Genomic DNA, 22,957 nt, shown 5'->3' on the forward strand with positions numbered 1-22,957 from the left:
AATACATATATATTTCAACAGGTGTACAGAAAATTCCTGCAATATTTTTAGGGAATAGAAATATTTTTACTGTTTTTTGCCATTCCTATATTAGACCTTTTAAATTTAAAAAAGTTTCTATTTTTTAAATTCTTTAAACCTGCTTAATGCTAAGTGAAATTTTTCCTCTTTCAATATCTAAACCAATAATTTTAACTTTAATCTCATCACCAACAGATACAATATCCATTGCATTTTTTACAAATTTATTACTAAGCTCAGAAACATGTACCAGTCCATCCTGTTTTACACCAATATCAACAAAAGCTCCAAAGTCCACTACATTTCTTACTGTACCTGTCATAATCATATCTAGCTTCAGATCCTCCATCTTTAAAACATCACTTCTAAATATAGGTTTTGGCATCTCTTCCCTAGGATCTCTACCTGGTTTTTTTATCTCCTCTATTATATCGTTTAGGGTAAGTATTCCTATACCTAATTCATCTGCCAGCATTTTTATTTGATTATCTAATCCTTTTGCTGATGCTTTAGCATACTCAGATATTTTCTCCTCTATATTTTTTAGCTTACCTGCTCTTATGTCTTCAGTAGTATACCCAAGCTTTTCTATTAATCCCATAGTTATTTCATAAGACTCTGGATGTACAGCAGTATTGTCTAATGGATTAACTCCATCTGAAATTCTTAAAAAGCCTGCACATTGTTCAAAGGCCTTACCACCTAATCTTGCCACCTTTGTAAGCTCTTTTCTACTTTTAAACTTTCCGTTTTCTTCTCTATATTTTACAATGTTTTTAGCTACGGCAGATGAAATACCAGATACATATTGAAGTAGAGATGGAGTGGCAGTATTTAAATCTACTCCAACACTATTAACGCAATCCTCCACAACATTTTTTAGTGTTTCTCCTAATTTAGTTTGGTTTAAGTCGTGCTGATATTGACCAACCCCAATGCTTTTAGGATCAATCTTAACTAGTTCTGCTAAAGGATCTTGTAATCTACGCCCTATTGAAATAGCTCCTCTAATAGATACATCTATATCTGGATATTCTTCAGTAGCTAGTTTTGATGCTGAATATACAGAAGCTCCTGCTTCACTGACAATTGTATAATATACATCTTCTCTAACGATTTCTTTTATAGTGTCTGCCACAAGTAGCTCCGTCTCTCTAGATGCGGTTCCATTACCAATTGGAATTATATCTATATTGTACTTATCTATTAATTCTTTAATAACTTTTTTAGATTCTTCTATCTTGTTATGAGGTGCATTAGGATAAGTAGTAGTATAATCTAATAACTTGCCAGTCTCATCTAAAATTGCAATTTTACATCCAGTTCTATAACTTGGATCAATAGCCAAAACCCTAACATCTTTAACAGGAGAAATTAATAATAAAGGTTTTGTATTTTTACCAAATACTTTTATAGCTTCCTCCTCTGCTCTTTCTGTTAATAGATTTCTAACTTCTCTTTCTATCGAAGGCGATATTAGTCGTTTATAAGAATCTTCTATAGTCTCTTGTAATACTTCTTTTGTTATTGCTTTGTTATTTGTTATAACCTGCTTTGTTATATATTCTATTATTTCATTCTCCGGACTTAATAACTTTACTTTAAGTTTTTTCTCATTTTCTCCTCTATTTAAAGCTAGCACTCTATGGTTTGCAATTTTATTAACAGCCTCATTAAAGTCATAATACATTTCATAAACAGTTTTTTCTTCCTTATCTACTGCCTCGCTTTTAATTGTACCACTTTTAATATTCATATTTCTTATATTTTCTCTATACTGTGCATTATCGGATATAATTTCGGCTATTATATCTTTTGCTCCGTTTATTGCATCTTCCACAGTACTTACCTCTAACTCCTCATTAATAAAGGGCAGAGCCATATCCTCAATAGTTCCCTGCATAACACTTTGCTCTAATATTAACTCGGCTAATGGCTCTAGACCTTTTTCCTTTGCAATGGTAGCTCTAGTTCTTCTTTTAGCTCTAAATGGTCTATATAGGTCTTCTATTTTCTGAAGCACATCAGCCTCTAATATATCCTTTTTTAATTCTTCCGTTAACTTTCCCTGCTCATTAATCAGTCTTATAACTTCTTCTTTTCTAGCTTCTAAGTTTCTTAAATATATAAGCCTGTCATAAAGATCTCTTAAAACCTCGTCACTTAATCCGCCAGTCATTTCTTTTCTATATCTAGCAATAAAAGGAATAGTGTTTCCCTCATCTATTAATTGAATAGTGCTGCTTACCTGACTTTCTTTTATTCCGAACTCTTTAATCAGTTGTTTTATAATATCCATAAAATTCTCCTCTCTGATTTTTTATAGGGCTATTATATCATAATGATACTTAATTTTATAAAAAGTTTCAAGAATTCGTCTGATGCTAGTGAATATACTGGCCCATAAGACTATTAAAAAACATCCTAGTCTTTAGAATGTTTTTTACACTCTACTAAGACTAGGATGCTTCATTATTGTTATTTTAACCCTTTTGCCATCTATCATCGTTATTGATTACATAGTCATTAAGCTGGCCCTTTCCGTAGGTCATGCCTGCAACAATAGCTGGTCCATTAGTAGATTTTGTACCTACTTGGGAGGATGTTGCAGATACCTCGTCTTTTTCTCCAAGCTCCTGCCATGCTTCATATAGAGGAGTTATTACTTTAATAGCTTCCTCCAGCTTTCCTTTATCACATTTCGATTCAGCTTCTGTAACTATTTTATTTAAATAAACATAAATACTTCTTAAGTTATTAGCAATTTCGAAATCACCTTGAAGGGTCGCTAAAAGCTCAGCTAAAATTTCTCTAATTTTATTAATAGAAATATTTAGCTTGTCTGGACTTTTAGACTCAATATCTTCAATAGCAGTTTTTATTGTATCTATTAGTCCTTCATATACTAACACAACTAGCTGTGCATCGTTGGCATTAGCTACCCGATTAGCTAAGTATTCTTTTTCTATCATTTTTTCACCTCGATACATGTGTATAATTTTATAGTATTAAAACTATACATAAAACATACATTCATGCGGTTTCTAATTAGTTGCCTAAAAGTTGTAATATAGTTTGCGGTCTCTGGTTTGCCTGAGCAAGCATTGCAGTACCAGCTTGGACTAGAATATTATACTTAGTAAACTCAGACATCTCTAATGCCATATCAGTATCCTCGATACGAGATAGAGCAGCAGTTAAGTTTTCTGCAGCATTGTCTACATTAGCAATAGTATGCTCTAGCCTATTTTGAGTTGCTCCTAGTTTTGAACGGCCTTCTGATACTGTTTGAATAGCCTTATCTATTATTGTAATCGCTTTCGAAGCAGACTCATTATCTTTAATTACATTATCACCAGGAATAAGAGGTCCAGTAGGATTGTCTGGATCAGGTACCTCTGTTTTTAAAACATCAATTTTTAAGTTTCCAGTTGTGATATCCACAAGGTTAAATTTCATAACCTCATTTTCATTGGCGCCGATTTGAAGTTGGATTTCATCAGTAGTGTTACAAATATTTTTACCATTAAATTGAGTAGTCTTTGCTATATTATCTATTTCCTCTAATAATTCCTGTATTTCATTATTAACAGATTCTATATCATCATCTTTATAAACCCCATTTGAGGTTTGTACAGCTAACTCTCTCATACGTTGGAGCATTGCATGAACCTCGTTCATAGCTCCTTCTGCAGTTTGTATTAAAGATATACCATCTAATGCATTTCTTGAAGCTATTTTAAGTCCATTTACTTGGGCTTTCATCTTTTCTGAAATAGCCATTCCTGCCGCATCGTCTGCAGCACGGTTAATTCTTTTACCAGAAGAAAGCCTCTCCAATACTTTTGCAGATGCATTGGAGCTTCTATTCAGCATTCTATGTGAATTAAGTGCAGGTATATTATTGTTTATACGCATTTTGTTTCCCCCTTGAAATTTAAGTTTATATTGTTTTTTTATATTAATTCATTTACAACTACAACTCAATCTAAAATTCATATTTCATTGATGCAAGTATTCGTATAGTAAAAATACTATCTACAATAATTAGCTTTAATAATTGCTTACTAGAATAGTTATCGTCTATTTCTATCAAAATCTTTATAGATTTTACTAGTAATATTTAGTGTATTTTGCAGAACCTTTTTTTTGGTCTATATTTTCTATAAAAATTAGGACTTGAGCCACGATTTCATAAAGCTCTGGCGGTATTTCTGTACCTACTTTAAATTGAAGCAATTCCTTCACCAGCCTTTCATCCTCGTATATAGCAACATCACTTTCTATTCCTTTTTCTACAATTTTATCTGCCACTGTGCCTAGTCCAGAAGCTGTAATAATAGGGACACTATCTTTTTCTAAGTCATATTTAAGGGCTACTGCCTGTCTTACCTTGGCTTTTTTCTCCACCATATCACTCCTATTCTAAATCTTCACATCAAGTAGATTTTTTAGTGTACGATGGCTACCTTCAGTTTCTTTAATCATAGAAGTTATATGATTATCTTCATCTATTCTAAAGGATAAATCCTTTAGATCATAACCTAAGTCTTCTAAATACTTTTCCAGCTCCTTAGAGTAGCTCTCAACAAGACTCTGGTCATCCTTGTTAGCTAATCCCATCTTCATAACTATATTTTTATAATTAACTGCCACATAAATATTTACATTACCCATATTATTTGTATCAAAGTTTAATAGTACAGACATATTCTTCGGATCAATTTTTTTGCTACCCTTTTTATCTCTCATAATATACATCTGAAGATTTTTAAGTTGATCTCCCATCATCAATGGAAGCTGCAAAAGCGTATCCTCTCTGTTTAAATGAAGTTGTAGTTCCAAAGAATCCAGTAATTTTTCAGCACTTTTTTGTAGCGTTGCTCTCTCTCCGCTAGATAAGAAGGATGACTTACTCTCCAACTCTTTAAGCATTCTGGAAAACTCCTCATAAGGCCGTTCACCTATTTGCTTGCCATCTTTAATATCTCTATTTATTTTTATAAGATTTTTTTTAAGTTCTTCAGAAAGCTTAATAACATCATCATTATTATTTTTATCAATTAAGTCCAATATCTCATCCAGCTGCTGGCCTATCTGCCTCTCGTTACTTAAAAAAAATGATAAATTTCGAACTTCTTTTAATGTTAAAGGCATTGCATTTTTCATTAATAAAGAAATTATGCTATCTCGCCTTTCAGGCGAAATCTGTTTTAGAGCATCCACCATATCTTTCATCTTGTCTACTGCCTCAGCCACATGGACAGTATTTTTTAAAGTACTCTCAGTTCCTTCATCCTTTTTGAGTTTATCTCCATTTAAGGAAGTTGCCATATCAGCTAATCTACTTAAGCTTAGCTTTTCTACTGCTGTACCTTCCTCTGTGGCTATTTGGAGTACATCAGATGTTAAATTATCTGAAACCCTATCTAAACTTTTTTTAGTCATATAGATTTCCTGCATATTTATATTATTAAGAGTAATACCATTCTGAAGTAGTGCCTTGGCCATTTCACTTCTATAACCTTCATCCATTATAGGGCCTAATTTATCACCATTAGATCTTAAATAAGTTTGAGCAGCTATATCTAGCTCCCATGTTTCATTATTAGCTAGCCTATCTAATATAGCTATTAGATCAGATTCATCTGTTTTAGATAATATATCTCCTACACCATCTAAATCACTTAAAGTGTTTATCCATTCCTCAACTGTAATATCCCCATCGAGTAGACTCTGAGAAATATTCAAACTCTCTAAAGTAGTCGGTAGACTTAGCTTCATATGTAGAGCTAATGTCTTTATATCTATATTCTCAATTAATTCCAATATCTCAAGTCTATTTAAACCTAAACTAATACCTTCCTCAGCTACTCCCACCATATTAACAAGCTCTGCAACATCTACCTTCTCTACTATCACACCGGAAGCCATTAATAGAGCAGTTTTCTCGTAGTCCAGACTAGAGCCAAGTTCTGCAATTGCGCCCTTTACAGCCATTATTTTCTCTAAATTTTCCTTAGTTAAATCTAATCCTCTAGCTATAACATCCTTTGATAGTTTTACTAATTCTTCTGTAGCTTTTATGCCCAATTCTTCTAATCGGCCTCGAATATCTTCTTCTATTTGACTAAGATCCCTTTCCGTTACAGAACTGACTGCACCACTATATGCTCCATATACTTTACTCGCCAGCTGCCCTAGCTTTTCCTCAGCATGTATAGCACCTCTTACCACTGCATTTTTTAGTTTGTATAAGTTATCTATAGATGTATCTATTTTATTTTTCAAACTATCAATTATAGTTTTATCTTCTATATTTTCGATATTGTTTAGCTTTGAAAATACAGTATTTATCTCTTCTATCTTTTCCTTTGTAGGCTCTAGTCCAGCTTTATCTAGAGCCTTAATAATATCTGTAATGTCCTTACCCATCTTGCTTCCATATAAATTATAGGAAATTTTTTCAGCTTCCTCTGTAGACATATCTTTTTTTATACCTAAAAATCGTAAAAGTGAAAAAGGCCGCTTTTCTCCCTGTACATTTTGCATTTCCTGTAGCACTTTTTGAAGTGACTCCTTTTCAAAATCTACATCCTTATCTTTAAGCTTAATAACAGTGTCATAATCTAGCTTTTCGCTTATACTCCCCAGCTGCTCCTTTGCAGACATGAAGGATAATATATTTTCTTTTGTAATATCTACACCATGGTTATCTAAAGTTTTTACAGCCCAAATACTCTCTTCCTTTTTAGAAATACCTAATGAGCTTAAAATATAATCGTATTTACTTTGGGAGTTTTTGATAGACTGTGTCTCTACCACATTAACCATTTGTGACTTTACTATATCTTTTCTATCTATTACTACAGTATCTCCTATCTCTGCCTTTAATGGCTTATTTAGAGTAATCTCTAATGCTTTTTGGTCTCCGATACTAAGCTTTATTCTATTTTCATTTATCTCCAGCAAGGTTCCTTTTATTTTAGAATTGCTGGGTGTTTTCATATATGAATTGATCACATTGCTATATACACCTTTTCTCCATATATTATTATTCATCAAAAGTTTCACCCTCAATCTATATTTACTTCTTCTCTCAAATAGTTATCGACATTTAATCAGATTTTCTTTAATTTCTATAATTATATATCCAATGTTACAGCCCTAATGTATTTCACTTATTTTGCCGATAGTATATAATAGAAGGTATAAAGGAAGGTGTTTTGAGAATGGATTCTATTAAAGGCATTGGTCCTGTAGAAATGGGAAATATAGTTAATACTTCAAATAAAAGATCCGAGGTCCGTAACAGTCAATTTGTCGAAAAGTTTCAAAATATAAAATCAGAGCAAGTAAGAGATCATTTGGAAAAGTTATTTACTCAAATTACAGCCCAATCAGAAAAGATAAATGAAAAACTCCATCTAAGTGAAGTGATACGATATAAAGGTCTAGTTAAGGAATTTTTAGATGTGGCGGTAAAAAACTCCCATCAATTTTCTAAACAAAATTTTCTCGATAGACGTGGAAGACATAGAGTTTATTCTGTAGTTAAAAATGTTGATAGAGAGCTAGAAGCTATAACTAAGGAGTTTTTAAACAAGGAAGTTGATCGTCTGTCTATTGTTAAACGCCTAGACGATATTCGTGGTATGCTACTTGATGTCTTTATGTAAAAAATTTAGTCCCTTAACTCAAAGGAGTTAAGGGACTTTTTATTTCTATTTTATTCAACTATTTTTTCTTCATATTCTAGAATATTATCTTCTACAATATACTCATCTGCTATTTCATCGTATTTATCGGCTTCAACTGTTTCTGTACATGCTACTTCCAAATCTACTTCCTTATATTCACCCTCTAAATCCTGTATTACTTCTTTATTGTTAGTTGTAATAGAATCTGCTAATATTTCTTCCTCCTGAATATCGTATGCAAAATCATTATCAGTATTTAAATTATCCTGTTCACATTCTATAACTAATTGACTATCTTCATCCGCTAAATAAGTCATAGATACTTCATCTTCTATACCACTTATTTTAAACCTGTTTACAAGCCCTTTTAGTCCTTGGGCCATTTGACTTAATGTATCTGCAGATGTATTCATATGTTGGATAACGGAAGTTTGCTCCTCTGTGCTTGCAAGTATCTCCTCAGCACCTGCTGCTGTAGCCTGAGCCACGCCAGATACTTCTGTTATTGTATTTTCTACAATAGCAACACCCTGGAATATTTTATCTATATTGGCAGATAGACTTCTCATGGCCTCTGCGGACTCATTAGTTTTTTCAACAATTTCATTAAAAGATATTGCAGCTTTATCCGTAACAAGGTTACCTTGCTTTACTCCTTCAGCACCTTGATCTATAACTTCTACAGCTTTTCTTGTTTCTACTTGAATATTATTAATTAAGGATATAATTTCACTAGATGCATCTTTAGATTGCTCTGCCAGTTTTCTAACTTCATCAGCCACAACGGCAAATCCTCTGCCGTGTTCTCCAGCTCTAGCCGCCTCTATAGCTGCATTTAAAGCTAATAAATTTGTTTGCTCTGCTATTTGGGTAATAAGCTGACCTGCCATTCCAATATTTTGAGTATGCTTATCTAAATTTCGTATTAAAGTTGCAGTCGTGCTAGATGCAGTAGTAATATTAACCATCATATCCTGTATATTTTTTATATTTTCAGCACCATTTTGTGCTAAACTAGAAGCCGCCTCCGAAGCCTTAACTACCACATTATATCGCGCAGTCATTTCATCAATCTCATTCACCATATTGCTAATAGCTGTAGCTGTGCCTTCAACACTATTCATCTGATGGGTAGTATCTGATGCCATACTTTCTATAGCTTGAGAAACTTCCATAGAAGCCTTAGAACTTACTTCAATATTATCATTTAAATCTACAATAAAGCTATTTACTTCATCTGTAGTTCTATTTATTTCACTTAAAATATCCCCTATAGAAATGGTCATTTCGTTAAAAGCTTCCTGCAGTTGACCTATTTCATTATCTATGGTCACATCAATACGTTCTGTTAGATCTCCATCTTTTATTTTCATAGCACTATCTACTAATTTTGTAATAGGACGTGTAAATACTGTAGAAAAGATATATGTAACAATCAATGATAAAACTAAAAGTATAGTTGCAATTATTAAGCTTCTTTTTAAAGACACTCTTGTTTGACCAAGTATTTCATCTTCATTTTGCTCTACTATAACTATCCAATTATTTGTTCTTACTTTAGATCCAGTGATTAGGCTCTTTTCTAATTGATTATTTACTCCATATACTACATCATCTTCTGATTTTCCCACCTTTTTCACATCTTCTGAATTTCCATAGAAAACATTATATCGTCCTAAAACATATTCTGTAGTCAGCCTATGTCCAACAACATATCCATTTTCATCTATGGCATAAGCATAACCATCCTCACCAATTGTAGCATTCTTTACAAGCTCATTTATTTGGTTCATACCTACCATAACAGCCAGCACCCCTGCCCTTGCGCTAAACTTATTACTAATAGGAACACTGATCATCATACCAACCTGACTACCTTTATCAGCTTTAATAGATTGGCTAATAAATAGCTTGCCACTCTTAGCATTTTTAAACCAGTCCATTTCAGATACATTTTCATCTTTACTACCTAGATTGCTAACAATAACGTTTCCATTTAAATCTATGTATTGAAATCCGATAAAATCCTTATTTTGATAAGCATATCTTTTAAAAACATCTTCCATTTCATAGCGATCCATTTCAGTAAAATCATTAGTAGATGCAAGTAACTGCATTGTATTCATTACAGATTGTATATATATATCGATTTGGGTCGCTATAGAATCTCCGATATTTTTGTTTGTTTCTTCCGCCCTAGTTTTGATATCCCGAGAATCTATATAATATGCAATAATAGTGTTCGAAAGAATTGGAATTAATAATAATAGAAATACTATACTCATTAATTTAGTCTTTATGCTTTTTCTTTTTTTATCTTTCCCACTATTATTATTGACTAAATTTTCTGCATACTTCTTAGACCTTTTAGATACTATCCGCTTCATTCTAATCCCCCTTTTACTCTCTCTAAAATGCTTAATTAGGATATTTGCTAAATAAACATAAAACAAATAAATCTTCTGACTAATACTTCGACGAGAAAGTCCTTTTCCCTTTATTTATCTGACCTTTTTCTATCTCCATAGAAAATATTCAACTATAATTATGTTAGGCTTTAATAAATAAACCTAGACATTACTGTCTAGGTTTACTTTAAGATACCCATTTATAAATGGATCTATATCTCCATCCATAACACTTTGTATATTTCCAATCTCCACATTAGTACGATGATCTTTAACTAGGTTGTACGGATTGAAAACATAGGACCGTATTTGGCTTCCCCATGCAATTTGATTATACTCACCTTGTAAGTCTTCAATCTTCTCCTTTTTTTCTGTTTCCTTCAATTCGACTAGCTTGCTTATAAGCATTTTCATTGCTGTTTCTCTATTGCTATGCTGGGATCTTTGATTTTGACATTGCACTACCAGTCCAGTAGGAATGTGGGTTATTCTAACGGCAGAATCCGTCTTATTAACATGTTGTCCACCAGCACCACTAGCTCTATAGGTATCTACCCTAATATCGTTTGGATTAATTTGAATATCCACATAATCATCAATTTCTGGCATAACATCTACAGATGCAAATGAAGTATGTCTTTTACCAGAGGAATCAAAGGGAGAGATTCTAACTAACCTATGCACTCCCTTTTCCGACTTTAAATATCCATAGGCATTAATTCCCTCAATAAGAAGAGTAACACTTTTAATACCGGCTTCTGTATCTGTTAAAATATCTAAGGTTTTAACCTGGTATGCTTTATCTTCTGCCCAACGAGTATACATCCTCAAAAGCATCTTTGCCCAATCTTGAGCATCTAATCCTCCTGTCCCTGCATGGATAGATATAATAGCATTACTCTTATCGTATTCTCCTTGAAGAAGAGTTTCAATTTTTATTGTATCAATACGATCTTCAAGCTCCTTTATGCCTTTAATTAAATCCTTTTCAAAGGCTGTATCTCCCTCTTCAATAAAGACAGTCATCATTTCCAACTCTTCATAGACCTCTATTAGTTTTTCATAGTTCTCTATTTTGTCTTTGTAACTCCTTGCCTTTTTTAAAGTACTTTGAGCTTCCTGTGGATCATTCCAAAAGGTTTCCTCTGCCATTTTATATTCTAGTTCTTCGCTTAATGAAGCTAGTTTATCAATGTCAAAGTGAATCCCTCATTCCATTAATATCTTCATTAAGTTTGAAAAGTTGCTGTTTGTAATTATCTAAGTTCAGCATTTTTTCACCCCATTATTTATTGTCCACAACATTTTTTATACTTTTTACCACTACCACAAGGACAAAGATCATTACGACCTACTTCTTCTTTTTTAACTACAGGAGAACTTTTCCCATCTTGATCTCCATGACTAGCAGCAATTGGTTTCGCTACTTGCTTTCTTTCAACAACTACCTCTTTTTCTATACTAAATAAATATCTAACAGTCTCCTCTTGAATGCTCTTTATCATTTCTTGGAACATATCATATCCTTCTATTTGATACGCTCTTACAGGATCCTCTTGCCCAATAGCTCTTAATCCTATACCTTGACGTAATTGATCCATTGCATCTATATGATCCATCCATCTTGTATCGATTACTTGAAGTAAAATTACCCTTTCTATTTCTCTCATACGCTCTGCGCCAATATCCTGTTCTTTTTCGCTATATATCTTTCCAGCCACTTCAACTATTTGACTCTTTAATGATTCAATGGTTAAATCTTCAACATTAGTAAACTCTAATGAATTAGCTGGTAAAAACATATTGCTTAAATAATCCTTTAGTCCATCTAGGTCCCACTCTTCAGGATATTTGGCATCAGCAGTATAAATAGCAATACCGTCTTCAACAATATTTTCTAATAGGTTGAAAATATGATCCCTCATATTCTCTCCTTCTAATACTTTCTTTCTTTCACCATATATAACTTCTCTTTGCTTATTCATTACATCATCATATTGAAGTACGTGTTTACGTATTCCAAAGTTTCTTCCCTCTACCTTTTTCTGTGCATTCTCAATAGAACTAGTTAAAAGCTTATGTTCTATGGCTTCATCTTCAGCAAGTCCCATTTTTTCTACCAGACCTAACATACGATCTCCACCGAATAATCTCATAAGATCGTCCTCTAGGGATATATAGAAACTACTTGAACCTGGGTCTCCCTGACGTCCAGCACGACCTCTAAGCTGGTTGTCTATTCTTCGAGACTCATGTCTTTCTGTACCTATAATATGAAGTCCTCCTACTGACTTAACTTCCTCATGGGCCTTATCTGTTTCTACCTTAAATTTACTATAGATTTCTTCATATTTTTTCTTTGCATTTACTAACTCTTCATCCGTAGCTTCACCGTGACTAGTTACCATAGACAAAATTTCATCACTATAACCTTGCTTTTTCATTTCACGCTTTGCTAAAAACTCTGGGTTACCTCCAAGAAGAATGTCCGTACCACGACCAGCCATGTTAGTTGCAATAGTAACAATGCCTTTACGTCCAGCCTGTGCAACAATTTCAGCCTCTCTTTCGTGTTGCTTAGCATTTAACACTTCATGAGGCACTCCTCTTCTCTTTAATGCATTAGCAAGCTCCTCAGATTTTTCTATAGATATAGTACCTACTAAAACAGGTTGGCCTTTTTTATTTTTCTCTTCAATGTCTTTTATTATGGCCATTACTTTACCTTTTTCTGATTTATATACAAGATCTGATGTATCTTGTCTAATTACAGGCTTATTAGTTGGAATTTCAACAACATCCATATTATAAATAGACATAAATTCTTCCTCTTCCGTTTTAGCTGTACCAGTCATACCAGATAGCTTGTCGTACATTCTAAAGTAGTTTTGGAATGTAATAGTAGCTAAGGTTTTAGATTCTCTTTGTACCTCTAACCCTTCCTTTGCTTCTATAGCTTGGTGTAACCCTTCACTATATCGACGACCAAACATTAATCTTCCCGTAAAGTCATCTACTATAACGATTTCTCCATCCTTCACAACATAATCCTTATCTAGTTTCATTAGGTTATTCGCCTTTAATGCTTGATTAATATGATGCGATAACTCTATGTTTGAAATATCTGACAGGTTCTCTATTCCAAAGTGTTTTTCTGATCTCTCAACACCTTCTTCTGTCAAAGTAACAGAGTTAGCCTTTTCATCCAGAACAAAATCAACTTCCTTCTTCAAGGTTTTAACAAATTGATCTACAATAAAGTACATCTTAGTAGATTTTTCCCCTTGACCAGAAATAATTAATGGTGTTCTAGCCTCATCAATTAAAATACTATCCACCTCGTCTACAATGGCATAGTTCAATTTTCTTTGAACCATTTCGTGAAGGTGAATTACCATGTTATCCCTTAAATAGTCAAATCCAAACTCATTATTTGTTCCATAGGTAATATCACATCTATAGGCAGCTCTTCTTTCTTCATTAGTTATTCCATGTACAATTACTCCTACTGTTAAACCAAGGAAATTATAAACCTTACCCATACCCTCTTGGTCCCTTTTTGCTAGGTAATCGTTAACAGTAACAACATGAACTCCCTTGCCAGCTAGAGCATTTAAATATACTGGTAAAGTCGCCATTAGAGTCTTACCTTCTCCAGTTCTCATCTCCGCGATTCTTCCTTCATGAAGCACTATACCACCATAAAGTTGTACTCTATAGTGTTTCATTCCTAAAGTTCTCCATGCACCTTCACGTATAGTAGCAAAGGCTTCTGGTAGAATATCGTCTAATGTTTCTCCCTTTTCTAATCTTTCTTTAAATTGTCTAGTCTTATCCTGTAGCTCAGCATCAGTTAATTTTGCATATTCAGATTCTAAAGCTTCTATTTGATCAACTGTTTTATCTAATTTTTTAATTTCTCTTTCGCTATAGGTGCCAAAAACCTTTTCAAATAATCTTTTCACCATATCCACCTCAATATTTTCATTATTAATGTACCTATCATATTATTTTAGCATTAATTATTTAACAATACAATAAATCCTAAATTACAATATATGTCTAAATATATCATTTATACATATCATTTGTACATACTTTTTAATATAACCACTACAGCTACAGCATATATTTAAAATTTATATTATATTTACATTAATTAAGCTGAGATATTATCTCAGCTTAGTTTTTCCACTATATACAAGGATCCTACAGCTTCATTTTTCCACGGTAATCAAACTTCAAAATTTTTGATGGATAATGATGCCTATTAAGCTGCATTATCCCTTGAGTAAATAATAAAAGGCCTAAAGATATACCTATGTCTCCAGCGCTAAATATCTGTTTGAAAGGATACCATATAGGAGTAGCAAACCTTTTAGCTAAATAAATTGTAAAAGAATATGCCTCATTAATATCAATATAATTAGGCATTGCCCCTATCTTAATTGATTGAAGCATATTTTCAAAATTCATTTTTTCTAGAATAGCAACATCGATAGGCATGCTTCCTCCATTTAATACTATAGCAGCAAAATTAGCAATAGCACCAATTAAAATAAACCAAACAGAACCTCTACCTAAATTTAAAAATAAAACAATAAAAAGCATAATGTAGGCAACAATATATATGAACATTCGATTATCTATAACCTTTTCATAACCAATAGAAATTAAAATAGATGTCCCTAGTTGCAGTATCAATGAAAAAACCAATAGAAAAGAAGATTTAAACATAAACTTACCTAGGTTTCTTACATTGCCTCCCCGAAGCTTTCCGACTATTATTCCCAATATTAATCCTTCAAATATCATAAAAATACACTCCCCCTGAAAAATTAACAGTTAACTATATTACAAATTCTCCAAATATTCTTCTTCTCCTCCTAAATATTTTATTTATATAAAACTTTAACAAAAATCAACAAATCCTTAACCAAATCAAATATATGATAGGGTTAAGGATTTATTAATTAGCTGATTGAGCCTTTAATACTCTACTCTGTACATTTTCCTGCTCTTCAACCTCTTTTTTTATTAATTCTATAAATTGTTCTGCTACCAGTGGATGGAAATGGGTTCCAGCATCCTTTTCAATAATATTTATTGCCTTTTCCACTGTCATACCTTTACGGTAAGAACGATCACTAGTCATAGCATCAAATGCATCTGCAATAGATAATATATATGCTTCAATTGGCACTTCATCTCCCTTTAATCCCGAAGGATATCCAGTTCCATCGTATTTTTCATGATGATTTAAAATGATCTCTCTTATCTCCTTTAGAAAGTCTACTGAACTTAAAATTTCCACACCAATTTCAGGATGCTTTTTAATAGTTTCAAACTCTTCATCTGTTAATCTTCCGGGTTTATTTAGAATATTATCCATTATTCCTATTTTACCTACATCATGAAGTAAAGCAGCTGTTTTTAAAGTTTCTATTCTTTTATATCCAAGTTTCATCTTGTCACTTAGCTTTTCAGCATATTCGGCAACCCTCTGGGAGTGGCCATTAGTATATTTATCCTTAGCTTCCACCGCCTTAGTTAAAGCATAAACTGTTTCAATATAAACTTGTTTCATTTCTAAATATAATTTAAACGAATGTCTTGCTAATAAAAGTGGACCAAAGAATAATAGCATAATTGCTGTTCCATAATTTAGGTATAATATGCTTATAAAAATTCCTAGGGATGCAATTACAAAACAATTAGGTAGTAGCCATTTTATATTCTTAATAAACATCTTCCTAAAAGATTCATTATTTAATTTAGAAAGTAATTTAGTTATTATAAAAACATTTAAAAGTACATAAACACATATAGAGATTACCAAAGGAATTATATTTTTATAAAATAATAAATCTGCAATTTTAGTATCAAAACTATAGTAAACTATAGATGCTAAACCGATACAAATCAAGGCTTGAGCACCATTAAAAAGCACTTTGTACAACGGTGTATTTCCTATATGCCTTACTGATCCATCTGACAACTTGGCATATCTCAACATTACACCGATCGAACAACAAACAGCAGCACCCAAAGGACCTAAAATAATCATAGCAGTAAATGTAACTGCATAACCTACTGATATAGCTGCACCTCCGGGTATAGGAACAACTAATGATTCTACTATTATCGACAATATAGTCAATATTACAAAAATAGAATAATCAGGTATACTATACAAACGTACCATAGTAAACAATAATAAAATTGATAGACCCATAATAATTAATATATATTTTTTAAGATTAATGGGTAAGCTTTTCATTTTATTCCTCCAAAATATAGAACCTAGATCGACTAATGACTATTATAACCAAGTAAGGTTTCCAACAGCTTTTGTTAAAACTTCTAAAATAGCAGTTAAAATTGTCATTAAAATATGCCCCCCTTGCATAATCTCTATTGCTACGCTAATACAATAGGAGCTTACGCTACGCTAGGAAAGGCTTCAAAACTATACTTTTTGTCAATTTAGTCGATCTAAGGTACTAACTAAATTTAGGTAGCCTACGATTTAAGGCATCTAAGGTAGCCTTAACCACAGCTTCACGAACATCCTCCTTAATTAGGGTGCTTCCCAGTAATATTTCTTCATATTCTGAAGAAACAATACTTACAGCCACAATGACTGCTTCCTTTTTCCCTATTTTAACCCTCTCTATATCTTCAATTGCAAACACATGCTCTCTATCAATATATTTATGAATAGCATTTAATGTTGCATTAGCTAAAATTCTATAAACATTAGATAATGTATTAGGTCCTATTTCCTCTGCAGTATATGTTTTATCATCATATTGTAGTATTACTTCCGTTTTTACTTGATTTCCTTTTATGGCATAATCAATACCAGCAATTTTTAATCTCTTATTGCCTTGTATAGTATTAGTCGTGTTTTCATATTCGATTTGGGCAATACTAACCTTTTTATGATCAAAGTCCAAATTAAATTTGGCACTCATAATAGATTGAATATCCCTTGAAATTTGCTTAGGATTTCTTTCAGTAGTAGCAACAATATGTATTTCTTCGATATTGAAATCTTCAATATTTTCCTCTGAAATTACTTTAGTAAAAAGAACCCCTGGTATACATTTTAATATTTTCTCTATTTCCAAAGATAAGTTCTGCATATTTTCCATACAACTTCTCCCCCATATATCGAAAACCAATTATATATTATTTGTAATATTTTTCTGGATAAAAATCTAATTATCCACAATAATTCGAATAAATATTATGTGCTGAACAATGCCAATGCTATATATTCTACAATTTTCTATTTTTTCCTTCTATTTTTATTCTAATATTTATTTTTTCTACAAAATAAACAGGATGGCTCTAGGCCATCCTGCAATATATAAAATTATTACTACTATTTATTCAAAATCAGGTTCAATCAAACCATAATTTCCATCTTTACGCTTATATATAACATTTACATCATCAGTTTCTGCATCTGCAAATACATAAAAACTATGTCCTAAAAGCTCCATCTGCAAAATTGCTTCTTCTGCATTCATTGGCTTCATAGCAAAACGCTTTGTTTTAACAATTTTAGATTCCTGCATACTTTCTTCATAAGCTGGAATATTTTCAAAACGGATTGTTTCATATTTATTATTACGATTCTCAAGCTTATTTTTCTGCTTTCTGAGCTGTCTTGTTAATTTATCCACTGCCTTATCAATAGAGCCATACATATCTTCTGTAGATTCTTCTGCTCTTAGTATAGAGCCATTAATAGGAATAGTCACTTCTATAATATGTCTATTTTTTTGAACTGATAATGTGGCCTGCGCTTCCAGCTCCTTGTTGAAAAACTTATCAAGCTTACCTAGCTTAGATTGTACTGTGTCCCTTAAAGCGTCTGTAATATCTACATTTCTCCCACTAACGATTACTTTCATAAATCCAGCTCCTTTCAATCTATAGAGTTTAAGCTGAGGTTAGTCAACTTAAAATATCAATCCTTATTATTAAACATGTTTAACCTTGATGTTACATCTTATTTAATTCGAATTAGATAATTTTTATAGTTGATTAATTGATTTATATTATTTTACCCAAATATATATCTATCAAACTAAAATTAGTAATAATTTTAGTTTTTCAGCATATATATACATATATTATAATAATCGAATAATTATTATAATATATGACTAATTATTTAATTGAATTCTTCATTATTATATTGATTTTTTTCTTTTATAAATAAAAGTTATCCCTGTGGATATGTTTATATAATAACTGTGGATAATGTTAATAAGTTTGTTGATAACTTATTTTCAAAGGGTATAACACTGTGAATAGTTCTGTGAATAGTCTGGGACAAACTATTTTTGTCGAATAGTTCCTGTATATTGTACAAATATTTTCAACCTTCATATATTAATATTATTACATCCGTTTTCCTTCATTTTTGTGCATTTTCCAACATTTGGACAAACTATTACAATTTATAATAAATAAAATGTCTAAATAAAAAAAGTAGACAACACATACATGTCATCTACTTATTTAGATAAAAATCAACATTTTTCACTTTTTTATAGTACATTAAAGCTGACCTGGTCTTTGCCCCCACACTCGCCTGCTGGAGGGTTCGCTACGGGGTTACTTTCACTACTACCCCTCTCGATTTATATATCGGCAGGTCTTACTTCTAAGCCGCACCATGCTCAATAGCAATTTTACTACCTTACGTGGGTCCTTTTGCCTGCGACTGGCATGGACTTTCAACCACAGACCTTTAAATGCACTATATCCATTATAGCTAATTTATTGCTTTTTATCAACGAAAATCGAAATCCCATCTGTTACCTTATTATTACCATATCCTTGGGCAATCTTTTTTCCAAACTTAACTTTTTTTAGCTCATTTTTTACCAATTCCATATTTTTCTTTAATCTCTCAATATTAGCATTATCTATTTGTTGTATCTTCTCTGTTAACATTTGTATTTCTCTAATTTTATCTTGTAGAAGCCTCATATTGTTCTTATCATCAGCCTGCATAGTTTCTACATTATCTATTAGAAACTCGCCCTTTAATAAATCATGCTTACTGACAAATTCTTTATCTAAAACATCAATTCTACCCATAATATTTTGTTTTTGCTCAATTATTTCATTTAATATATGACTTTCTTCACTTTCCAGACCTTCGCTTTGCTGCTGAGTTAAAGTCAATAATTGATTAATTAAGAACAACTTTCCTTCACTTAGTTTAAGTAAATATTCTATTAGTTCTTCTCTTCCCACCCAATCACCTATCTTCCACTTTTAGAGATTATCATAGATTCTTTCCATGTATCTCTAAGCTCTGTAACCATCTCTGCAGCCTCATCTAAATGCTTAATATCCTTAGATATGTTGGCATCCACCAATTTATCTAAAATATATATGTACAGACTTCTTAAACCTGTGGAAATTTCATAATCCATGTTTAGAGTAATGTTAAGCTCTTGTATAATGTCCTGAGCTCTCATTATTGATTCATTTGCTTTTGGAATATCTTTTTGCTCAATATATATTTTAGACATACCAATAAACTTTAAAGCTCCGTTATAAAGCATTAGTGTAAGCTCCTGTGGGCTTGCAGTGATAACACTATTCTGTTTGTACTGACCATAAGGATTCTTCATTGCCATTTACATTTCCTCCTAATAACTAAATTGCCCGCCAACCACAGATTTACTTATTACTATTGTCCTAGCTGAGCATATAACCAAGAACTTTGGCTGTTCATCTTTTGCATCGCCTTTTCCATTGCTGTAAACTGCTTCCAATAACGTGTTTCTTTGGAAGTAAGTAGAGATTCTTCTCTCGCTATACGGGTACCAACACCAGTAATATCCTTATCTAATACACTTATAGATCCACTAGTTACAAAGTCTATAAGCATGTTAGACTGAACACTTCTATACAAACTGGCATTATCGCCTGTTCCGGATCTTCTAACAATGTCCTTCATGCCTACAATCATATCACTAAATAGCCTATCTATCAAACCAGACTCTGCACGATTTTTAGCAGCACTTTCTTTATCTCCGCTCACTACTTTAGTATCGGATTTCTGAAACAATAAATCTATAACACCTTCCGGATTGTCAATAATAGCCGCCCTAAGTTTATTTTCATCTACCTCTAACTTACCACCACTTTGGTAGTTTCCTGTAGTAATACCTATTTGGGTAATATGGCTGAAGCCCTCTAATCCTTCCACCTTGCTATATAATCCACTCCTCATAGATTGAAGCATTCTATTTATGGACTCATCTCCACGGAGAAGTCCGCTTTTTGCCCTTTCTTCCCAAAGTTCTATTTCCTTATCCTTCATGGCTTCCTTTTCCTCTTTTGTCAGAGGTTGATAGTCTCTATATGACTTTTCTTTTAATAGACCATTTAAATTGTCAATCAGTGCATTGTAGTCTTCTACGAAGCTTTTAACCTTGTCCATTATACCATCTACGTTAGATTCCACATTAACTGTTATTTCTCCTTTTGATTGAAGTTGGTAGTTTACACCAAACATTGAGAAGTTGTTTGAAGGTTTTGTAATTTCATCCCCATTAAACCTTATTTTAGCATCTTTTCCTTCAGCTATAAAAACTGCATTTGGATTACTAGGATCCATAGGATGTGTAGGATTTTCAGTACCTTTAGGATCTCTAAAAAATCTATCTGTCAAGTCGCCACTAATTTCAATTCTTTGATCTGCTCCTTGTTCTTTACTGCTAATCATTAACTTGCCTAAAGAACTATCATAAGCAGCTCTAAGCTCAAGGCTGACTTCTTTTCCTGGTTCACCTACTTTTGCATTGTTAATTGCGCTAACAAGGCCATTAATAGATTTAATATCTCCCTCATAATCCTCACTAGCTTCTCGAATACCTATATTAAATGTTTTCCCATTTATAACCAACGACTTAAATGGCGTAGTTTCATCAATTCCAAGCTTTGCTAAATCAAAACTTCCATCCTCTTTTACTATATCTTTAATATCCTTACTTGTAACACTAGCAACTTCAGCAAGATTCACAACTTCTATCTTATGTGTTCCCTCCATAGCATTTGCAGAAGCTGTAGCCTTAATAACGCTTTCATCACTTGAACTTACCTTTTTCACCCAATCAAAGCTATCTTTAGTCTTGTTTAGAATAGTACCTGTGCTAGTTGTACTAGTTAATCCAAAGCCACTTCTAGCCTTTAAAATAAAGTCTGCTAATGTTTTATTTGTAGTGTTAAGAGCATCTCGTTTCCATTTTAAACTTTCCTCTTGTCTAAAAAACTTGTCTACTCTTACCCTTTCTGCTCTCATTAAATCTCTAATCATTTGCTCCGTATCCATACCGGATGCTATACCAGCAATTCTCATTATATCTCACCTCATCTTATCTTATTGTATACTATACCCTTTCATCTACAAGAATACCTGCTAACTCCATCATATTAGACACCATATCTAATATTTTTTCTGACGGAATTTCTCTTATTACTTCATCAGTTTTAGAGTCAATTACTTTAATCATTACGGCCTTAATTTTATCATGCATTGAAATTTCAAAACGCCTATCAAGGGGTTCAAAACTTTTATTAGCTTTCTCTACAGCTTGTATAAGCTGATCCTCTGGTATAACCTTTTCTCCAGGAAGAATCTCTCCTACTCCCTGCTCCCCTGTCTTAATATTTTTTTCTTGGCTTCCTTGCCCTTGTGTTTTTTGACCAACTGGATATATAGTACCTAGTTGTGCTCCTTCTAACCTCATTTAGGTTCCCTCCTAAAATATTGTATTGTCTATATACTATATCGGTTATTTTATATAAAAGTTTAGAAAAAATAAAACTTAATATCAGAATATATCCAATAAGTTCTTACCTATATATTTTTTCTTATAAGTGGTAGAATAAAGATAATAATAAATTAAGAGGTGATATAAATGTACATTTCAAAGAATTCAAATAAGGAAATAGCACAAAGCTTCTTTTTATTAAATGGTCAGGTTACTCCATCTAGCGAATTTGAACAGGAAAAAACGACTATTTATCCTTCGTTTTATGAAGTGATTAGAGTTATTAATGGTGTGCCTCTGTTTTTTGAGGAGCATATACAACGTTTAATAAAGTCTTTAGATTTACTGAACTACAAGCTACCTTACGATGAAAATACTATAAAAGAACAAATACATACATTAATAGAATCCAACAAATGTTATAACTACAATGTTAAAATTGTTATTAATGGGTTAAATGATGAAGAGACAAACTTATTTATATATTTCATTACTAGTAACTATCCTAATAATGACCAATATACAGATGGTGTACATACAATACTTTATGAAGCAGAAAGGGAAAATCCCAATGCTAAAGTAATCGCCAAGTCTTTTAGAGATGCAGTTAACAAAAGTATAAAAGAATCAAATGCTTATGAGGCTATTTTAGTCAATCAAAACAAAGAAATTACTGAGGGAAGTCGCTCTAACATGTTTTTTGTAAAAGATAATATTTTCTACACTTCCCCTGCCAAAGATGTGTTAGTTGGAATTACCCGTAGCCGTGTTATACAACTATGTGTTCAATTAGGCTACGAAGTTAAGGAAGAACCAATACCAGTTTCTTTTTTAGATGAAATAGATGGACTTTTTTTAACTGGCACTTCACCTAATGTACTACCTATTGCATCTATTAATAACACACATTACGAATCTAGTAACAATCCGGCAATACTTACTCTTAGCAAAGCCTATGATGATTTAATAAATAATTATATAGCTAAAAATAAAGAATCTATGGCATAATTCGCCA

The 22,957-nt window shown here is 32.3% G+C and carries 18 protein-coding genes; 2 read left to right on the forward strand and 16 right to left on the reverse strand.

Translation table 11 applies throughout. The annotated features are described in order from the left end of the window. Positions 1-133: 133 nt before the first annotated feature. The 5 genes from HYG84_RS03230 to HYG84_RS03250 all read right to left on the reverse strand — a co-directional run bounded on the left by HYG84_RS03230 (position 134) and on the right by HYG84_RS03250 (position 7,083). Entirely contained in the window at positions 134-2,320 is a 2,187-nt protein-coding gene (locus HYG84_RS03230; protein ID WP_212380697.1) for a Tex family protein, read from the reverse strand. 184 nt (positions 2,321-2,504) lie between these two features. Then, positions 2,505-2,993, reverse strand: coding sequence for a flagellar export chaperone FliS (gene fliS, locus HYG84_RS03235; protein ID WP_212380698.1), 489 nt, complete (start codon positions 2,991-2,993; stop codon positions 2,505-2,507). A gap of 76 nt (positions 2,994-3,069) precedes the next feature. Then, positions 3,070-3,939: a flagellin N-terminal helical domain-containing protein gene (locus HYG84_RS03240; RefSeq protein WP_212380699.1), complete on the reverse strand. Its 870-nt coding sequence runs from the start codon at positions 3,937-3,939 to the stop codon at positions 3,070-3,072. Between the two features lie 195 nt (positions 3,940-4,134). Next, positions 4,135-4,431, reverse strand: coding sequence for an EscU/YscU/HrcU family type III secretion system export apparatus switch protein (locus HYG84_RS03245; protein WP_212380700.1), 297 nt, complete (start codon positions 4,429-4,431; stop codon positions 4,135-4,137). Between the two features lie 15 nt (positions 4,432-4,446). Next, a complete protein-coding gene (locus tag HYG84_RS03250) occupies positions 4,447-7,083 on the reverse strand; it encodes a DUF6240 domain-containing protein (RefSeq protein WP_212380701.1) in 2,637 nt (878 codons plus the stop codon). Between the two features lie 170 nt (positions 7,084-7,253). Here HYG84_RS03250 and HYG84_RS03255 point away from each other — a divergent pair, with 170 nt between their 5' ends. After that, positions 7,254-7,700, forward strand: coding sequence for a YaaR family protein (locus HYG84_RS03255; protein ID WP_212380702.1), 447 nt, complete (start codon positions 7,254-7,256; stop codon positions 7,698-7,700). Between the two features lie 50 nt (positions 7,701-7,750). Here the strand turns inward: HYG84_RS03255 and HYG84_RS03260 are convergent, their stop codons facing one another. The 11 genes from HYG84_RS03260 to HYG84_RS03310 form a co-directional block, all read right to left on the reverse strand. After that, positions 7,751-10,108 carry a methyl-accepting chemotaxis protein gene (locus tag HYG84_RS03260; RefSeq protein ID WP_212380703.1) on the reverse strand — a complete coding sequence of 786 codons (2,358 nt, stop codon included), beginning with the start codon at positions 10,106-10,108 and terminating at the stop codon, positions 7,751-7,753. Between the two features lie 183 nt (positions 10,109-10,291). After that, a protein-coding gene (gene prfB / locus HYG84_RS03265) for a peptide chain release factor 2 (RefSeq protein ID WP_212380704.1) occupies positions 10,292-11,402 on the reverse strand; the annotation gives its coding sequence in 2 pieces (ribosomal slippage) (positions 10,292-11,326 and positions 11,328-11,402; 1,110 coding nt in all). Positions 11,403-11,418: 16 nt separating this feature from the next. Beyond that, complete coding sequence (gene secA / locus HYG84_RS03270; protein ID WP_212380705.1) at positions 11,419-14,094, reverse strand: preprotein translocase subunit SecA; 2,676 nt, start codon at positions 14,092-14,094, stop codon at positions 11,419-11,421. A 244-nt stretch (positions 14,095-14,338) separates the two neighbouring features. Then, positions 14,339-14,944, reverse strand: a complete 606-nt coding sequence (locus tag HYG84_RS03275) for a DUF5317 domain-containing protein (protein WP_212380706.1) — start codon at positions 14,942-14,944, stop codon at positions 14,339-14,341. A gap of 154 nt (positions 14,945-15,098) precedes the next feature. Then, positions 15,099-16,409: an HD-GYP domain-containing protein gene (locus HYG84_RS03280; RefSeq protein WP_212380707.1), complete on the reverse strand. Its 1,311-nt coding sequence runs from the start codon at positions 16,407-16,409 to the stop codon at positions 15,099-15,101. Positions 16,410-16,632: 223 nt separating this feature from the next. Further along, positions 16,633-17,286, reverse strand: a complete 654-nt coding sequence (locus tag HYG84_RS03285; RefSeq protein WP_212380708.1) for a hypothetical protein — start codon at positions 17,284-17,286, stop codon at positions 16,633-16,635. A 237-nt stretch (positions 17,287-17,523) separates the two neighbouring features. Then, positions 17,524-18,054, reverse strand: coding sequence for a ribosome hibernation-promoting factor, HPF/YfiA family (gene hpf / locus HYG84_RS03290; protein WP_212380709.1), 531 nt, complete (start codon positions 18,052-18,054; stop codon positions 17,524-17,526). A gap of 874 nt (positions 18,055-18,928) precedes the next feature. After that, complete coding sequence (flgN, locus tag HYG84_RS03295; RefSeq protein ID WP_212380710.1) at positions 18,929-19,411, reverse strand: flagellar export chaperone FlgN; 483 nt, start codon at positions 19,409-19,411, stop codon at positions 18,929-18,931. Between the two features lie 8 nt (positions 19,412-19,419). Further along, positions 19,420-19,800: a flagellar export chaperone FliS gene (gene fliS, locus HYG84_RS03300; RefSeq protein WP_212380711.1), complete on the reverse strand. Its 381-nt coding sequence runs from the start codon at positions 19,798-19,800 to the stop codon at positions 19,420-19,422. A gap of 53 nt (positions 19,801-19,853) precedes the next feature. Beyond that, entirely contained in the window at positions 19,854-21,527 is a 1,674-nt protein-coding gene (fliD, locus tag HYG84_RS03305) for a flagellar filament capping protein FliD (protein ID WP_212380712.1), read from the reverse strand. Between the two features lie 31 nt (positions 21,528-21,558). Next, a complete protein-coding gene (locus tag HYG84_RS03310; protein WP_212380713.1) occupies positions 21,559-21,918 on the reverse strand; it encodes a flagellar protein FlaG in 360 nt (119 codons plus the stop codon). A gap of 171 nt (positions 21,919-22,089) precedes the next feature. Between HYG84_RS03310 and HYG84_RS03315 the strand changes: the two genes are divergently transcribed. Further along, positions 22,090-22,950 (forward strand): aminotransferase class IV, encoded by an 861-nt coding sequence (locus HYG84_RS03315; protein WP_212380714.1) that lies wholly within the window; start codon positions 22,090-22,092, stop codon positions 22,948-22,950. Positions 22,951-22,957 lie beyond the last annotated feature (7 nt).

Source organism: Alkaliphilus sp. B6464, from assembly GCF_018141165.1.
Taxonomy (GTDB): domain Bacteria; phylum Bacillota; class Clostridia; order Peptostreptococcales; family Natronincolaceae; genus Alkaliphilus_B.

What these genes read in the sequence shown, in the direction of transcription:
- HYG84_RS03260 (WP_212380703.1), bottom strand. Translation starts at nt 10,108, where the DNA reads ATGAAGCGGATAGTATCTAAAAGGTCTAAGAAGTATGCAGAAAATTTA.
- fliD (WP_212380712.1), bottom strand. Translation starts at nt 21,527, where the DNA reads ATGAGAATTGCTGGTATAGCATCCGGTATGGATACGGAGCAAATGATT.
- HYG84_RS03315 (WP_212380714.1), top strand. Translation starts at nt 22,090, where the DNA reads ATGTACATTTCAAAGAATTCAAATAAGGAAATAGCACAAAGCTTCTTT.
- HYG84_RS03310 (WP_212380713.1), bottom strand. Translation starts at nt 21,918, where the DNA reads ATGAGGTTAGAAGGAGCACAACTAGGTACTATATATCCAGTTGGTCAA.
- HYG84_RS03240 (WP_212380699.1), bottom strand. Translation starts at nt 3,939, where the DNA reads ATGCGTATAAACAATAATATACCTGCACTTAATTCACATAGAATGCTG.
- hpf (WP_212380709.1), bottom strand. Translation starts at nt 18,054, where the DNA reads ATGAAAGTAATCGTTAGTGGGAGAAATGTAGATATTACAGACGCTTTA.
- HYG84_RS03250 (WP_212380701.1), bottom strand. Translation starts at nt 7,083, where the DNA reads ATGAATAATAATATATGGAGAAAAGGTGTATATAGCAATGTGATCAAT.
- HYG84_RS03230 (WP_212380697.1), bottom strand. Translation starts at nt 2,320, where the DNA reads ATGGATATTATAAAACAACTGATTAAAGAGTTCGGAATAAAAGAAAGT.
- HYG84_RS03285 (WP_212380708.1), bottom strand. Translation starts at nt 17,286, where the DNA reads ATGGAAAATATGCAGAACTTATCTTTGGAAATAGAGAAAATATTAAAA.
- HYG84_RS03275 (WP_212380706.1), bottom strand. Translation starts at nt 14,944, where the DNA reads ATGATATTTGAAGGATTAATATTGGGAATAATAGTCGGAAAGCTTCGG.
- fliS (WP_212380698.1), bottom strand. Translation starts at nt 2,993, where the DNA reads ATGATAGAAAAAGAATACTTAGCTAATCGGGTAGCTAATGCCAACGAT.
- HYG84_RS03280 (WP_212380707.1), bottom strand. Translation starts at nt 16,409, where the DNA reads ATGAAAAGCTTACCCATTAATCTTAAAAAATATATATTAATTATTATG.
- HYG84_RS03255 (WP_212380702.1), top strand. Translation starts at nt 7,254, where the DNA reads ATGGATTCTATTAAAGGCATTGGTCCTGTAGAAATGGGAAATATAGTT.
- fliS (WP_212380711.1), bottom strand. Translation starts at nt 19,800, where the DNA reads ATGGCAATGAAGAATCCTTATGGTCAGTACAAACAGAATAGTGTTATC.